General features: G+C 73.5%; 13 protein-coding genes. 6 read left to right on the top strand and 7 right to left on the bottom strand.

Going from position 1 to position 14,612, the window contains the following annotated elements:
- The first annotated feature begins 2 nt into the window (after nt 1–2).
- The gene (locus AB0M28_RS02590) at nt 3–1,424 is read left to right on the top strand and encodes an acyl-CoA synthetase (protein WP_365396474.1); all 1,422 of its coding nucleotides are present in this window, start codon (nt 3–5) and stop codon (nt 1,422–1,424) included.
- Here the strand turns inward: AB0M28_RS02590 and AB0M28_RS02585 are convergent.
- The 3 genes from AB0M28_RS02585 to AB0M28_RS02575 all read right to left on the bottom strand — a co-directional run bounded on the left by AB0M28_RS02585 (nt 1,399) and on the right by AB0M28_RS02575 (nt 5,492).
- The gene (locus tag AB0M28_RS02585) at nt 1,399–2,292 is read right to left on the bottom strand and encodes a hypothetical protein (RefSeq protein ID WP_365396471.1); all 894 of its coding nucleotides are present in this window, start codon (nt 2,290–2,292) and stop codon (nt 1,399–1,401) included. The two genes, AB0M28_RS02590 and AB0M28_RS02585, sit on opposite strands and share 26 nt — an antisense overlap.
- Nucleotides 2,289–3,716 carry an AMP-binding protein gene (locus AB0M28_RS02580; protein WP_365396468.1) on the bottom strand — a complete coding sequence of 476 codons (1,428 nt, stop codon included), beginning with the start codon at nt 3,714–3,716 and terminating at the stop codon, nt 2,289–2,291. Before AB0M28_RS02580 ends, AB0M28_RS02585 begins: the two co-directional genes overlap by 4 nt.
- 309 nt (nt 3,717–4,025) lie before the next feature.
- A complete protein-coding gene (locus AB0M28_RS02575; RefSeq protein ID WP_365396465.1) occupies nt 4,026–5,492 on the bottom strand; it encodes an arylsulfatase in 1,467 nt (488 codons plus the stop codon).
- Nucleotides 5,493–5,726: 234 nt separating this feature from the next.
- Between AB0M28_RS02575 and AB0M28_RS02570 the strand changes: the two genes are divergently transcribed.
- Nucleotides 5,727–6,677, top strand: coding sequence for a LamG-like jellyroll fold domain-containing protein (locus AB0M28_RS02570; protein WP_365396462.1), 951 nt, complete (start codon nt 5,727–5,729; stop codon nt 6,675–6,677).
- Between the two features lie 43 nt (nt 6,678–6,720).
- On the opposite strand, the gene AB0M28_RS02565 is transcribed toward AB0M28_RS02570, so the two are convergent.
- The gene (locus tag AB0M28_RS02565) at nt 6,721–7,365 is read right to left on the bottom strand and encodes a LysE family translocator (protein WP_365396459.1); all 645 of its coding nucleotides are present in this window, start codon (nt 7,363–7,365) and stop codon (nt 6,721–6,723) included.
- Nucleotides 7,366–7,543: 178 nt separating this feature from the next.
- Between AB0M28_RS02565 and AB0M28_RS02560 the strand changes: the two genes are divergently transcribed.
- Nucleotides 7,544–8,470 carry an LLM class F420-dependent oxidoreductase gene (locus AB0M28_RS02560; protein ID WP_365396456.1) on the top strand — a complete coding sequence of 309 codons (927 nt, stop codon included), beginning with the start codon at nt 7,544–7,546 and terminating at the stop codon, nt 8,468–8,470.
- A gap of 134 nt (nt 8,471–8,604) precedes the next feature.
- Here AB0M28_RS02560 and AB0M28_RS02555 read toward each other — a convergent pair whose 3' ends face one another.
- Nucleotides 8,605–9,549 (bottom strand): RNA polymerase sigma-70 factor, encoded by a 945-nt coding sequence (locus AB0M28_RS02555; protein WP_365396454.1) that lies wholly within the window; start codon nt 9,547–9,549, stop codon nt 8,605–8,607.
- Between the two features lie 187 nt (nt 9,550–9,736).
- On the opposite strand from AB0M28_RS02555, the gene AB0M28_RS02550 reads away from it, so the two are divergent.
- Genes AB0M28_RS02550 through AB0M28_RS02540 form a run of 3 tightly spaced genes read left to right on the top strand, consistent with a single transcriptional unit; the run spans nt 9,737 to nt 12,644 of the window.
- Nucleotides 9,737–11,077 carry an FAD-binding oxidoreductase gene (locus AB0M28_RS02550; protein ID WP_365396451.1) on the top strand — a complete coding sequence of 447 codons (1,341 nt, stop codon included), beginning with the start codon at nt 9,737–9,739 and terminating at the stop codon, nt 11,075–11,077.
- 53 nt (nt 11,078–11,130) lie between these two features.
- Nucleotides 11,131–11,814: a nucleotidyltransferase domain-containing protein gene (locus AB0M28_RS02545; RefSeq protein ID WP_365396448.1), complete on the top strand. Its 684-nt coding sequence runs from the start codon at nt 11,131–11,133 to the stop codon at nt 11,812–11,814.
- Between the two features lie 35 nt (nt 11,815–11,849).
- Nucleotides 11,850–12,644, top strand: a complete 795-nt coding sequence (locus AB0M28_RS02540) for a nucleotidyltransferase domain-containing protein (RefSeq protein ID WP_365396445.1) — start codon at nt 11,850–11,852, stop codon at nt 12,642–12,644.
- Nucleotides 12,645–12,680: 36 nt separating this feature from the next.
- On the opposite strand, the gene AB0M28_RS02535 is transcribed toward AB0M28_RS02540, so the two are convergent.
- Nucleotides 12,681–13,607, bottom strand: coding sequence for a dihydrodipicolinate synthase family protein (locus AB0M28_RS02535; RefSeq protein WP_365396442.1), 927 nt, complete (start codon nt 13,605–13,607; stop codon nt 12,681–12,683).
- Entirely contained in the window at nt 13,604–14,605 is a 1,002-nt protein-coding gene (locus AB0M28_RS02530) for an ABC transporter ATP-binding protein (RefSeq protein ID WP_365396439.1), read from the bottom strand. The genes AB0M28_RS02535 and AB0M28_RS02530 overlap by 4 nt, the downstream gene beginning before the upstream one ends.
- Between the last annotated feature and the right edge of the window lie 7 nt (nt 14,606–14,612).

The following is a 14,612-nucleotide window of genomic DNA, read 5'->3' as shown; positions in this document are numbered from 1 at the left end:
GCTTGTTCCCCGCCCTGCACCGCACCCCGCAGCGCCCGGCGCTGCGCTTCGGCGACACGACCCTGACGTACGGCGAACTGGCCACCGCCGCGGGCGCCCTGGTCCGCCGGCTGGCCGGGGTCCGGCGCGTCGCGGTGTGGGCGACGCCGGAGCCGGAGACGGCCGTGGCCGTGGTGGCGGGGCTGCTGGCCGGGGTGGCCGTGGTGCCGGTCAACCCGCGGACCGGGGAGCGGGAGCTGACGCACATCGCGGGCGACAGCGCCCCCGAGGCCGTGCTGGCGGCGGCCGGCGCGGAGCTGCCCGCGGGGCTCGCGGGGCTCACGCGCCTCGACGTGGCGCTCACGGGGGACGCCGAGGCGCCCCGGGCCGCGGTCGACCCCGAGACCCCCGCGTTCGTCGTCTACACCTCCGGCACCACCGGACCGCCCAAGGGCGTCGTCCTCTCCCACCGCGCGGTGACGGCCACGCTCGACGACCTGGCCGAGGTGTGGGGCTGGTCGGACGCCGACACCGTGGTGCACGCGCTGCCGCTGTTCCACGTGCACGGACTGATCCTGGGCGTGCTGGGCCCGCTGCGCCGCGGCGGTACGGTGCGCCATCTGGGCCGGTTCTCCCCCGAGGGCGTGACGGAGGCGTTCGCGGACGGCGGGACGGTGCTGTTCGGCGTACCGACGATGTACCACCGGCTCGCGGAGCGCCTGGCGGACGACCCGGAGCTGGTCAAGGCGCTGGCCGGGGCGCGGCTGCTGGTGTCGGGCTCGGCGGCGCTGCCGCTGCGCGACCACCGGCTCCTCACGGCGGCCACGGGGCGGCGGGTGGTGGAGCGGTACGGCATGACGGAGACCCTGATGAACACCAGCGTGCTGCCCGGGGACCCGGACGGGGCCGGCACGGTCGGCGTGCCGCTGCCGTCGGTCCGGGCGCGGCTGGTGGACGACGCGGGCAGTCCGCTGGAGGCCGCCGACGCGGAGACGGTCGGGGAGATCGAGGTGCGCGGCCCGAACCTCTTCTCCGGCTATCTGAACCGGCCCGACGCCACCGAAGCGGCGTTCCGCGACGGCTGGTTCCGCACCGGCGACATGGCGGTGCGGGACGCGGCGGGCCGCTATCGCATCGTGGGGCGGCGGGCCACGGACCTGATCAAGAGCGGCGGCTACAAGATCGGCGCGGGTGAGATCGAGAACGCCCTCCTCGAGCACCCGGCGGTCGCCGAGGCGGCGGTCACGGGCGAGCCCGACGACGACCTCGGGGAGCGGATCGTCGCCTGGATCGTCCCGGCGGGCGAACCGCCCGCGCCGCAGGAGCTCGCGGACCACGTCGCCCGCACCCTGGCCCCGCACAAGCGCCCGCGGGCGGTCCGCTTCCTCGCGGAGCTGCCGCGCAACGACATGGGCAAGGTCATGAAGCGGTCACTGGGCGGCTGAGGGCGGGCAGGACCTCCACCATCCGCCGCTCCTCCCCCGCCTTCGCGCGCAGCACCCGGCACGCCACGAACGCCGCCGGCCCGAAGAAGATCTGCGCCGGGACCAGCGAGGGCAGATGCCCGGTGAACGCCTCCCACACGACGGGCGTGAGCGGCGTGACCACACAGCCCAGCAGGACGACAAGAGCGAGCGAGGTCCGCAGCCCCGTACGCCCGTACGCCTTGTACGCGACCGTCGTGAACAGGGCGTACACCAGCAGGTCGCCCATCCCGACGAACGCCCCGAGGTCCCCGATCCGGATCGACGCGGACGGCGCGAACGCGTAGCCCTGCATGGCGTCGGCCAGTTCCTGGGTCAGCGGGACCACGGTCGCGAAGAACGCGTCGTACACCGCGAGGGCCAGCGCGAACCACGACACGTGGACCAGTCGCAGCCCGCCCTGGGCGCTGAGGTTGGCGGCGGAGACGATCAGGGTGAGCACGAGGGCGCTGTTGAGCACCCAGTACGGGCCCGCGGCCGGCCAGGAGTCCTCCGCGAACCGCGAGGCGGTGAAGTCGGCGGCCAGCAGCGCGAGGATGCACAGCCAGCGGACCCGCGCGCGTGCCACCACCGTGCCGTAGCCGATGGTCAGCCCGCCCGCGAAGGCGAGGCCGAGGACCACGGGGACCAGCCAGGACGGCAGGCCCAGATAGAGGTACGGCAGGACCACCACGAAGCCCAGCATGATCACGACGTCGCGGCCGTTGAACACCCCGATGGCGGGCCGCGGCAGCCGCACCCGGCGGAAGAACAGCACCGCGAAGCCCGCGGCGGCAAGCGAGAAGGCGAGGGTCATCGCCATGAGGAAGACCGTCTGCTGTGCGCTCACTTCGCCCCCCGAGTGAACGTGGTCTCGCGCAGATCCGAACGCAGCGGCCGCAGCCGCCGCGCGGCGTCGGCGTCCAGGTCCGCCACCTCCACCGCGGCGTCGATGCCCGCGTCGGCGAGGCCCTTGACGAGGTCGGCCCGGTCCAGCCCGGCCAGGTTCGACCGGGGCACGGTGAGGTGGACCCGGCCCTCGTCCAGCCGGGCGGCCCACCGCCACGGCCAGACGCCGCCGGGCAGCGCGTCCAGCGCCTCGGCGATGTCGCGCGGGGTGACGAGGCCGTCGGCGGTGCGCAGCGCCTGGCTCGCCTTGCCGAGGATCTGACCGGTGGCGGGCATGCCCGCCTGGTCGCAGCCGAGCGGCTCGTCGGGCAGCCGGCGCACCAGGTCGCGGGTGTCGTAGCGGAACACCGGCATGCACTCGCGGTACGGGTAGTAGGGCGTCACGGCGAGGGTGCCGATCGCGCCCGGCTCGGCCGGCTCGCCGGTGTCCGGGTCGAGGACCTCGGCGTATCCCATGTTCGCGTCGGGGTGCAGATGGCGGTGCGAGCAGGTGCGGCCGCCGGCCGGAAGCAGCTCGGTCATGCCGAAGGTGTCGCTGATCCGGGCGCCGAAGGTGTCAGACGCAGTGGTCCACAGGGCCGCGGTGAGCGGTTCGCCGGCGACGACGACGCTGCGCAACGGGAAGTCGTCGGGGCGCAGGCCACGGCGCCGAGCGGCGGTGACGAGTTCGGCGAGATAGCTCGGATAGGTCGACAGGACGGTGGTGGGCTGCCCGCCGTGGTCGTCGAGGAGGTCGTCGATGGTCTCGTCCGGGGGTACGAGACCGATCAGCCGGATCCCGGCGCCGATGAGCGCGAGCGCGCGCACGTCCTCCTGGACGGCGGCGGTGGCCCGCAGGCTGATGTGCAGCGCCATGACGTCGCGGTCGGTGATCTCGGCCCGCAGCACGAGGCCGATGGCGATGAGCGCCGGCCAGAGCTCGATCTCGTGCCGGGAGAGCCAGACCTCGGTGGGCCGGCCGGTGGTGCCGGTGGTGCGGGTGGCCAGATGGCGCGGCGCGCACAGGAAGTCCGCCGCGCGGGCGGCGAGGTCCGCCTTGACGGTCGGCGGCACCCGCTCGATCGTCTCCGTCGTCATCTTCCGGGCGTCCACGCCCGCGGCGGCGAACCGCTCGCGGTAGAACGGGGCGAGCCGGTCGAGCCGTTCCGCGGTCCGGGCCAGGGCCCGGTCCTGCAGGCTGCGGCGCATGGCCGGGTCGGCGTACGGGCCGTCGAGCACGTCCTCGACGTCCGTGCCGGGGGCGCCGAACTCGGCGAGCGTGGCGCGGGCGTCGGCCACCAGCCGTTCCAGGGAAGTGACGTCGAAACGCCGCCCCAGCACCATGGACAGCACGGTGCGCATCTGTCGGATCCCGGTCTCGAGCATCCCCGCCCCTTCGGTCCGGTTCGGCAGCTGATCAAGGAACAGCGGGCCGGCGGTTCGCACCGCCGGCCCGCTGTCATGGAGTCAGGAACCCGAGCAGGTGCTGAAGAAGACGGCGGCGAGGGAGCCGACGACGTACTTGCTGTGCTTGAGGCTGCAGATGAGAGCGGACATGGGTCCTCCAGCTATTCGACGGGATGGTGCAGACAGAACCGTTCGTCGAGCTGCAGTCAGCTTCGAACCAGGGCTCACACCTGTCAAGGGCGTGTCAAGACCGCCAACTAGCTGGGGATAAGCGGCACTTGGGGTCGACTAAAGGACACCTTGGAGGGAGTCGGCCGCCGCCGCCCGCAGCCCCGGGAGCACCGGATCCACGGGCCGCCCCGGCACCAGCTCCCCGCCGTCGGCGAAGCCCTCGGGCCGGCCGGCCAGCTCACCGGCGAGCCGCTCGCGCCAGAGCTTCAGCCGGGGCGCGGCGTCGGGGTCGGCGGCCAGGTTGGTCAGCTCGCCCGGGTCGGCGGCGAGGTCGAAGAGCTGCTCCAGCCCGTCGCCCGAGCGCCAGACGTACTTCTCGCGCCCGTCGGTGAGCCACTGCAGCGACTGGCCGAAGAGCACGTGCTCGCCGTGCAGCCACGGCCGCAGCTCGCCCTCCCCGCGCGCGGCCGGCAGCGCGCTGCGGCCCTCGACCGTCTCCGGTACGGCCACGCCCGCCGCGTCCAGCAGCGTCGGCATCACGTCCCGCAGTTCGACGACCTCCTCGCACACCGCGCCCTGCGGCACGCCGGGGCCGGCCACCAGGAACGGCACCCGGGCCGAGCCCTCGTACGGATAGCCCTTGCGCCACATGCCGTGCTCGCCGAGCATCTCGCCGTGGTCGGAGACGAAGGCGACGACGGTGTCGTCCTGCAGCCCGAACTCGGCCAGCGACTGCAGGAAGCGGTTGATCTGCAGATCGATGTGCGCCATGTGCCCGTAGTAGCCGGCGCGCGCCCGCTGCCAGCTGACGGGGTCCATCCGGCCGACGAACGCGTCGTGCACGCCGTCGCGGCGCCAGGCGGCGTAGTCGTCCTCCCAGTCGCCGACGGGCGGGCCGTCCCCGGCCGGGGCGGCGAGGTACTGCTGGAACGCCCAGTCCGGCGGGTCGTACGGCGGGTGCGGGCGGTGGTAGGAGAGGAACAGGAAGAACGGCGCGGTGGTGTCGCGGCGGTGCAGGAAGTCGACCGCGCGCATGGTGGCCCAGTTGGTCGGGTGCAGGCGTTCGGGCTTGTCCCAGGGGCGGGCCACGTTGGAGTTGCAGTTCAGGCCGTGGTCCGTGTAGTCCTCGGCGGCGCCGGTGCCGGCCTGGTCGGCGAGCCAGCCCAGGTAGTCGTCGTGGCCGCGCGGGTCCCGGCCGCCGATCCGGGCCTGGTGCAGGTAGCCGTCGTGCAGCTCGATGTCGTCGAAGCCGAGGCGGTGGCGCTCGGGGTAGACGTGCATCTTGCCGACGCACTTCGTCTGGTACCCGGCCGCGCGGAAGCTGCCGGCGAGCGTCGTGTCGTACGGCGTCCAGGCCACGCCGTCCTCGTAGCCGACGCGCCCGTGCCCGGTCTGCGACAGACCGGTGTGCAGGGCGGCGCGGGCCGGGACGCAGGTGGGGGTGGCGGAGTAGGCGCGGGCGAAGCGGGTGCCGCGGGCGGCCAGCTCGTCCAGGTGCGGGGTGCGGACGACGGGGTGGCCGGCGGCGGACAGGCAGTCGCCGCGCCACTGGTCGACGCAGATCAGTACGACGTTCTTCGACACCCGCTATTGATCTCCCGGGCGGCCCGCGGATGTCAACGGGGGCCGCCCGGAAGTTCAAGAACCCGCCCCGAAAGTCCATCCGGGGCGGTCGGCCCGTCGTCGTGTCACCCCGCCTTGTTCGACCGGTCGGCACTCCCGGCACGGGTCTTGCCCACCGGCAGCGCGCTCAGTACGTTGGCGCAAGCGCTTACTGGGAAGCGCTTTCTGGCGGACCCGAGACACGAGGTGAGCCTCATGCGCAGGATCGTGCGAATCCGGTTGACGCTAGCCACCGCCCTCTTCGCCCTGGTCGCGGCAGCGCCCGTGGGCAGCGCGGCGGAGGCGGGGCTGCCCGTGCCGGACGTACTGCCGAGCCTGAAGCCCGATCTGGTCGCGTACTACGACTTCGGCCACCCCTCCGCCGCCGATCCGGCGATGGAGGCGGACCAGGGCTTCTCCGGCACGGACATCCGCCTGGTCAACGGCGGCGAGCAGATGCGGGTGCCGGACGCGGCCTTCCCCGGCAGCGGGACGGCGGTGCAGCTGCAGCAGGTCAGCCCGGGCGTGTCGAGCAACGACGACTGGAAGGCGGGCGTGTACGGCGCGGACGGCGTGCCCAGCCTGCGCGCCTTCAACGGGGCGAAGCAGACGACGGTCATGGGCTGGTTCAAGATGACCGGCGAGAACCCGAGCCCCAACTCCCCCACCACCAAGTACGGCGCGATCGGCCTCGCGGGCGTGCTCTCCGGCAACTCCAACGGCCACGACGTACGGGCCCTGCTGGAGCTGATCAACGTCAACGGCGAGATGAAGCTCGTCGCGCTGGGCCGCCGTGTCGACGGCGCCAACTCGCAGACCTTCGCGGCCGAGGCGCCCTGGCAGTCGCTGCTGCCCAAGGGCGAGTGGGTGTTCCTGGCGGCGACGTTCGACTTCGACAAGGGCACGATGGCCCTCTACCGCAACGGCGAGCCGGTGCCGGGCTTCTACGTCCGCGACGACGACCCGTGGGCCGTCGGGGGCCTCCCGGAGCCGGACCTCGCGTCGGCGACGGATCCGCGCGGCATCAAGATCGGCGGCAGCTACCCGCAGAACACGCGCGAGGGCAACCCGTGCAACTGCCGCATGGACAGCCTGATGTTCCTCGACCGGGCGATCAGCCCCGGTGAGATCCAGAGCCAGTACTGGCTGGCCCGCAACGGGAGCTGACGGCCCGCAGGACCGGAGCGGGAGGCCGCACGGCCGCCGCCTCCTACTCCGGCGCCACCACCAGCCGCGCCGCCAGCCCCGCGAAGACCGTGCCGCTGAAGACGCTCAGCGCGCGGGCGAAGCGGCGGCTGCGGCGCAGGCTGTGGGAGAGGCGGCCGGCCAGCAGGCCGACGGTGCCGTCGACCAGCAGGCCGAGCACGGTCAGGGTCACGCCGAGGATCAGCAACTGTCCCGCCACATGGCCGAGTCCGGGGTTCACGAACTGGGGCAGGAACGCCACGTTGAAGAGGATGACCTTGGGGTTCAGCAGGTTGGTGACCATGCCCTGCCAGAAGGCCCGGGCCCGCGCCGGGCGCGGCGCGCCCGCTGTCGTACCGCCGGAGCCCTCCGCGAGCGTGTCGGAGCGGTCCCGGAACGCCTTGACGGCCAGCCACACCAGATAGGCCGCACCGGCCCAGCGCAGCGCGTGGTAGAGCGCCGGGAGCGAGGTGAACAGCGCCGACAGGCCCAGCATCGCCGCCAGCGCGTGGACGAAGGCCCCGGTGGCCACGCCCACGGCCGCCATCACCCCGGTGGCCGGGCCGCCGCGGCCGCCCATCGCGACGATGAAGAGCATGTCGGGCCCCGGCGACAGGCACAGCGCCAGCGCGGCGACGACGAAGGCGGCGTAGAGAGACGTGTCGACCATGCGGTCAGCCTCCGCCTGCCGGACCGCGCCGCGCACGGAATTCCACTATCCGAGAAGCGCGGACGAACTTCCCGGTGCCGGACCCGCGGACGGCCGGGTTCCGGCGCCGGGTGAACTCCCCGCAACATGCGCGGGGCCCGCCGACGCCCCGCCCGCCGCCGGGCGCAGAATGAATCGCATGGATCTTCGCATCTTCACCGAACCCCAGCAGGGCGCCACCTACGACACGCTGCTCACCGTCGCGAAGGCGACCGAGGACCTCGGCTGCTTCAGCGCGTTCTTCCGCTCCGACCACTACCTCCACATGGGCGACGTCAGCGGTCTGCCCGGCCCGACGGACGCCTGGATCACGCTGGCCGGGCTGGCCCGCGAGACGCGGCGGATCCGGCTCGGAACGCTGATGACCGCCGGCACCTTCCGGCTGCCCGGCGTGCTGGCGATCCAGGTCGCGCAGGTGGACCAGATGTCCGGCGGCCGGGTGGAGTTCGGGCTCGGCGCGGGCTGGTTCGAGGCGGAGCACACGGCGTACGGGATCCCCTTCCCGAGGGAGAAGTTCGGCCGGCTGGAGGAGCAGCTGGCCGTCATCACCGGGATGTGGGAGACGCCGCCGGGCGAGACGTTCGACTTCGACGGCACGTACTACCGGCTCAAGGACTCCCCCGCCCTGCCCAAGCCCGCCCAGTACCGGATCCCGGTGCTCGTCGGCGGGCACGGCGCCCGGCGCACGCCCGCGCTGACGGCCCGGTTCGCCTCGGAGTTCAACATGCCCTTCGGCTCCCTCGAGGAGACCCGGACCCAGTTCGGCCGGGTGCGGGAGGCGATGCGGGAGGCCGGCCGGGACCCCGGGGAACTCGTCTACTCCAACGCCCTCGTGGTCTGCGTCGGCAAGGACGACGCGGAGGTGGCCCGCCGGGCGGCGGCCATCGGCCGCGAGGTCGGCGAGCTGAGGCAGAACGGCCTGGCCGGCACGCCGGCGGAGGTCGTGGAGCGGATCGGCCAGTGGCAGGAGGTGGGCTCCCAGCGGATCTATCTGCAGGTCCTGGACCTGTCGGACCTGGACCATCTGGAGCTGATCGCGTCGGCGGTGGCACCGCAGCTGGGCTGAGGAGGCCGCAGCCGGGCTGAGGGCGCCGGAGCCGGCTCCGAGCTCGCGCTGAGGACGCCACACCCGGCTCCGGGCCCGTACGGCAGAGGGGGCGCCGGTTCGCACCGGCGCCCCCGTCGTCGTGCCGGAGCCCCTCAGCGGCGCAGGGCCGTCTCCTGCTTCATGTGCGACAGCTTCTCCGGATTGCGGACCACGTACAGCCCGGTGACCAGCCCGTTGTCGATGCGCAGCGCCAGGACGGTGTCGACCTCCCCGTCCCGGTGGATGACCAGGGCGGGGTGGCCGTTGACCAGCGCCGGCCACAGCGGCCCCGAGGGGCCCTCCCCGTCCGGCCGGTTCGCCAGCAGGGCGGCCACCCGGTCGGCGCCGACGATGGGCTCCGTGAGGGCCCGGACGACCCCGCCGCCGTCGGACAGCAGGACGACGTCCGGCGAGAGGACGTCGAGGAAGCGCTGCAGGTCGCCTGTTTCGAGCGCCTGCTTGAACGCTTCGAGGGCGTCCTTCGTCTCGGCCGCCGTGACGTCGCCGCGCGGGCGGCGCGCCGAGACGTGGGCCCGGGCCCGGTGGGCGATCTGGCGTACGGCGGCCGGGGTCTTGTCGACGGCCTCGGCGATCTCGTCGTACGGCACGTCGAACACCTCGCGCAGCACGAACACCGCGCGCTCGGTCGGCCCGAGGGTCTCCAGCACCAGCAGCATCGCCATCGAGACGCTGTCCGCCAGCTCGACGTCCTCCGCCACGTCGGGCACGGTCAGCAGCGGCTCGGGCAGCCAGGGGCCGACGTAGGTCTCCTTGCGCCGGCCCAGGGTGCGCAGCCGCATCAGGGCCTGGCGGGTGGCGATCCGTACGAGGTAAGCGCGGTGGTCCCGCACCGTGTCCAGGTCGACCGCGGACCAGCGCAGCCAGGTCTCCTGCAGAGCGTCCTCCGCGTCGGCGGCCGAGCCGAGCATCTCGTAGGCCACGGTGAAGAGCAGGTTGCGGTGGGCGACGAAGGACGCGGTGGCGGCGTCCGCGGCGCCGCCGGGCGGCGGCTCGCCGGCCCTTTGCTCGTCCGTCGTCCGCTCGTCGCGTTCGTCCATTGCCCGGCTCCTGACTCTCGGATCTTGACGGTGTCACACACGGGATGCCGGTCCCCACTCGTTTGTGACAGGCGGCCCCGGTGGCATACGTCACATCCCGCCGCCGTCACACGGCCCGTGGCGGCGGCATCTCGTGTTCGTCAGGACGCCGCACGGAGTGTCCGACCATCGCCTTGAAAGGAACACCGTGAACGCATCGCTGGAAACCCTCCGCCGCGACTTCGGCGGGGACATCATCGGGCCGGACGCCGCGGAGTACGCGACAGCCCGCCGCTCCGTGCTGGTCGAGGGCAGCCCCGCCTGGGTGCTGCGGCCCAAACGCGTCGCGGACGTGCAGGCCGCCGTGCGCTTCGCCGCCGGTTCGGGCCTTGCGCTGTCCGTACGCGGCGGCGGCCACAGCTTCCCCGGTTTCGGCACCAACGACGGGGGTGTGGTGATCGACCTCGGCCACCTCTCGGACGTGGAGGTGGTGGACGAGGAGCGCGGGCTCGTCCGCATAGGCGGCGGCGCCACCTGGGGGCAGGTCGCGGCCGTCCTCGCCCCGCACGGACTGGCGATCTCGTCGGGCGACACCAAGAGCGTCGGGGTCGGAGGGCTGACGCTCAGCGGGGGCATCGGCTGGAAGGCGCGCAAGTACGGCCTGGCGCTGGACGCCGTGGTGGCCGCGGAGGTCGTCACGGCCGGCGGCGAGGTGCTGCGGGCGAGCGCGGCGGAGAACCCGGAGCTGTTCTGGGCGCTGCGCGGGGGCGGCGGGAACGCGGGGATCGTCACCGCGTTCGAGTTCGCGGCGCACCGGACGACGGACGTGTTCCACGGCCGCATCTCCTTCCCGGCGGCGGAGGCGGCGCAGGTGCTGCAGGGCTGGGCGGCGTACATGCGGACGGCGACCGAGGACCTCACCACCATCGCGACGTTCGCCAACCCCTTCGCGGGCGGGCCGAACGCTCCGGTGGAGATCCTCGTGGCCTTCGACGGCGACGACCCGGAGCGCGCGGCCGAGGCGATCGACCCGATCCGCCGGCTCGGCACGGTGCTCGACGACAGCGTGGTGCTCAAGCCGTACCCGGACACCCTCGAGGACGGGCTCACCCCGCCGCCGGGCATCCGGCTCGTGACGCGCAGCGCCTTCGCCGGCGGCGGGTCGGTGCCCGAGGTGCTGCGGATCCTGACCGAGACCGGGGCGGCCCCGGGGTCGCCGTTCATCGTCGTACGGAGCGTCGGCGGCGCGGTGTCGCGCGTACCGGCGGACGCGACGGCGTACGCGCACCGCGGGGCGGAGCTGATGCTGGTGACGACGACGGCCGGCCCGGCGCCGGCGCTGGAGGCGGCCCGCCCCGCGCTGGACGCCCTCTGGTCCCGTCTCGCACCCCACGTGTCGGGCGCGTACGCGAACTTCCTGGCCTCCGCGGCGGAGGAGGACGTGGCGGCGGTCTACCCGCGGGAGACGTACGAGCGCCTCGCCGCGGTGAAGCGGGCGCACGACCCGGCCAACCTCCTCGCCGGCAACCACAACGTCCGGCCCCGGTAGGCGGCCCGGATAATCCGGTGGCCCATGGTGACCCGCGCGGTCACCATGGGCCCATGTCGTACGCGGAAGAACTGGTCGTCAAGCACACGATCCTGGCCGTCGTGGCCGGGTCGCGGTCCTTCGGGCTGGACACCGACGCGTCCGACACCGACCGGCGGGGGGTGTACGTCGCGCCCACCGCCGACTTCTGGCGGCTGGCCAAGCCGCCCACGCATGTGGAGGGGCCGCTGGACGAGCAGTTCAGCTGGGAGGTGGAGCGCTTCTGCGCACTCGCGCTCGCCGGGAACCCCAATCTGCTCGAGGTGCTGCACTCGCCGGTCGTCGAGCGGTGCACGGAGCTCGGCGAGGAACTGCGCGCCCTCGGGCCCGCGTTCCTGTCCCGCCGCGTGCACCGGACCTTCGGCCGCTACGCCGACCGGCAGCTGGCGAGGGCCGAGTCGCGCCGGGAGCGGGACGGGGGGCCGAAGTGGAAGCACGTGCTGCATCTGCTGCGGCTGCTCCTCAGCGCGGAGCACCTGCTGCGGACCGGCGGGATGGACATCGGCGTGGGCCCGTACCGCGAGCGGCTGCTCGCGGTCGGGCGCGGCGAGACGGACTGGGACGACGTCCTGGCCTGGCGCGGTGAGCTGGTGCGGGGTGTCGACGCCGCGCTCGAGCACTCCCCGCTGCCGGAGGAGCCGGACACGGCGCGCGTGGAGGCGTGGCTGATGTCCGTACGGAGAAGAGGGCTGGAGTGATGGCTGATGTCCGTACGGAGAAGGAGGCTGGGGCGATGACCGACGTACTGACCGCGGCGGGCGTGCCGGAGGCGGGGCTGGCGGAGGTCGTCGGCGCGTACGAGCACGCCGTCGTCTTCGCCACCGTCTCCGGCGCGCACCTCTACGGCTTCCCGTCCGACGACTCCGACATCGATCTGCGCGGCTGCCATCTGCTGTCCCTGCGCGAGGTCATCGGCCTGCGCGCGCCCCGCGAGACCGTCAGCCGGATGTGGGACGAGGACGGTGTGGAGATGGACCTGGTCACGCACGACCTGGCCAAGTTCGCCCGGCTGCTGCTCAAGCGGAACGGCTATGTGCTGGAGCAGCTCCTCTCGCCGCTCGTCGTCCACTCCACCCCCGCCCACGAGGCGATGGCCGACCTCGCGCCGGGCCTCGTCACCCGGCACCACGCCCACCACTACCGCGGCTTCGCCCGCACCCAGTGGGGCCTGTTCGAGAAGTCCGGCGAGCTGAAGCCGCTGCTGTACACCCTGCGGGTGCTGCTCACCGGCATCCACCTGATGCGCTCCGGGTCCGTGCTGGCCCATCTGCCGTCGCTGGCCGAGCAGGTGCGCGAGACCCCGTCGTACGTCGGCGAGCTGATCGCCGCCAAGGTCGCGGCGGAGCACGGTGCGCTCGGCGCCGTACCGGGGGCACCCGACCGGGAGCGGCTGGCGGCGGACGTGGCCGCCCTGCACGTCGTACTCGACGAGGCGCAGGGCGCGACCTGGCTGCCGGACATGCCGTCGCCCGAGGGGCGGGAGGCTCTGGACTCGGTGGTGGTGGAGGAGCGCCTGCGGGCGGGCTGAGCGGGCGCCGCGGCACACCTGCGCGGCGCCCGCCCCTTACAGCAGCCCCGCCGCCGCCAGGTGCTTCCCCACGTACTCCACCTCGCTCCCCGACAGGGGGATCTGCGGCACGGCAGTCACCGGGCAGTCGATGATCCCCCGCAGATGCAGCGCCGCCTTGAACGCGCCCAGGGCCGAGGAGCTCATCCCCATCCGCCCCGGATCCCCCGCGTGGATCATGCGGAACAGCGCCAGCAGCCGCTCCTGTTCCTCCCGCGCCTCCTCCCAGTCCCCGGCCCGCGCCGCCCGGTACAGCCGCACGTACCCCGCCGGGTCGACGTTGCCGAGACCGGGGACGACACCGTCCGCGCCCATCGCCAGCGCGCTGTCGACGGTCAGTTCGGAGCCGGTCAGCACGCTGAAGCCGGACAGCTCACGGGCGGCCAGTACCACCGCGCGGAAGGAGCCCTCGTCGCCGCTGGAGTCCTTCAGCCCCGCCAGCACACCCTCCCCGGCCAGCTCGGTGATCAGGGAGGAGGGCAGCTTCAGCGGTACGGAGACGGGCTGGTCGTACGCGAAGACGGGGGCCCCCGTACGCGCCGCGACCTCGCGGAAGTGGCGGGCGACCTCCGCCGGATGGGTGCGCGTGTAGAAGGGCGCGGTGACGACAAGGGCGTCCACGCCGCCGGCGAGCGCGGTGCGCGCGTGCTCCACCACCCGCAGGGTCGTCATGTCGATGACGCCGGCGAGCACCGGCAGCTGTCCGGCCACATGGCCCACGACGGTGTCGATCACGGTCCGCCGCTGCCGGTCCGGGAGATACGCGACCTCGGACGTCGAGCCGAGGATGAAGAGTCCGTCGGAGCCTCCCTCCACCAGATGGTCGACCAGTCGGATCAGGGAGGCGGTGTCCACCTCGTAGTCCGGCGTCAGGGGTGTGCAGACGGGCGGGACGACGCCGGTCAGACGGGATGGAAGTGTCATGCGCTCTCCTTGGCCTGGGCAACCAGTGCGACGGTGGACTCGTCGGCGGACACGGGGTGGTGGCAGCGGTAGCGGTGGGCGTCGGCCCCCTCGAACTCCGGCATGGCCGCCGCGCACACGGCGCTCGCCCTCCAGCAGCGGGTACGGAACGGGCAGCCGCTCGGCGGCCGGGTGGCCGAGGGCACGGGACCGACGAGCGGGATCGGGTCGATCGGGTCGAGCAGCCCGGGCGTAGCGGAGAACAGCGCCCGGGTGTACGGGTGCCGCGCGCCGGACGCGGACGCGGGCGCCTCCTCGACGATTCTGCCCAGATACATGGTGACGACGCGGTCGCTCATCCGCCGCACCGTCTGGATGTCGTGGGAGACGAAGACCAGGGCGAGGCCCAGGCGTTCCTTCAGGTCGAGGAGGAGGTTCAGGATCTGCGCGCGTACGGAGACGTCGAGCGCGCTGGTCGGCTCGTCGGCCACGACGAGGGCGGGGTCCAGGGCCAGGGCGCGGGCGATGGCGACGCGCTGGCGCTGGCCGCCGGAGAGCTGTCCGGGCAGCGCCTGGGCCAGCACCGGCGGCAGTCCGACCAGCTCCATCAGCTCCCGCACCCGGGCGTCGCGCGCGGCGGACGTGCCGACGCGGTGCACGTCGAGCGGATCGCGCAGGATCTGGCGTACGGGCAGCCGGCGGTTGAGGGCGGTGGACGGGTCCTGGAAGATCATCCCGATCCCGCGGCCGACGGCCGACCGGCGGGCGGCGCCGGCCATCGACCACAGGTCGGCCCCGCGCAGCGCCACCGTCCCGGCGGTCGGCTTCTGCACGCCCACCAGCACCTTGGCCAGGGTGGACTTGCCGCAGCCGGACTCGCCGACGACGCCGACGGTCTCCCCCTCGGCGACGGTGAGGGACGCGCCGGTCAGGGCGTGGACCCGGTCGCGGCCGAACAGGCCGCCGGAGCGGGCCTTGTGCACCACGTGGGCGTCGGTCAGCGTGATCAGGTCGGTCATGACAGGG

It is taken from the genome of Streptomyces sp. NPDC051940, assembly GCF_040680895.1.
Lineage (GTDB): Bacteria > Actinomycetota > Actinomycetes > Streptomycetales > Streptomycetaceae > Streptomyces.
This window is presented reverse-complemented; position numbering and strand designations above follow the sequence as displayed.

Excerpts from the sequence above, each read along its gene's own strand:
- AB0M28_RS02580 (WP_365396468.1), bottom strand. The coding sequence starts at position 3,716 with ATGCTCGAGACCGGGATCCGACAGATGCGCACCGTGCTGTCCATGGTG.
- AB0M28_RS02570 (WP_365396462.1), top strand. The coding sequence starts at position 5,727 with ATGCGCAGGATCGTGCGAATCCGGTTGACGCTAGCCACCGCCCTCTTC.
- AB0M28_RS02565 (WP_365396459.1), bottom strand. The coding sequence starts at position 7,365 with ATGGTCGACACGTCTCTCTACGCCGCCTTCGTCGTCGCCGCGCTGGCG.
- AB0M28_RS02560 (WP_365396456.1), top strand. The coding sequence starts at position 7,544 with ATGGATCTTCGCATCTTCACCGAACCCCAGCAGGGCGCCACCTACGAC.
- AB0M28_RS02555 (WP_365396454.1), bottom strand. The coding sequence starts at position 9,549 with ATGGACGAACGCGACGAGCGGACGACGGACGAGCAAAGGGCCGGCGAG.
- AB0M28_RS02545 (WP_365396448.1), top strand. The coding sequence starts at position 11,131 with ATGTCGTACGCGGAAGAACTGGTCGTCAAGCACACGATCCTGGCCGTC.
- AB0M28_RS02540 (WP_365396445.1), top strand. The coding sequence starts at position 11,850 with ATGACCGACGTACTGACCGCGGCGGGCGTGCCGGAGGCGGGGCTGGCG.
- AB0M28_RS02535 (WP_365396442.1), bottom strand. The coding sequence starts at position 13,607 with ATGACACTTCCATCCCGTCTGACCGGCGTCGTCCCGCCCGTCTGCACA.
- AB0M28_RS02530 (WP_365396439.1), bottom strand. The coding sequence starts at position 14,605 with ATGACCGACCTGATCACGCTGACCGACGCCCACGTGGTGCACAAGGCC.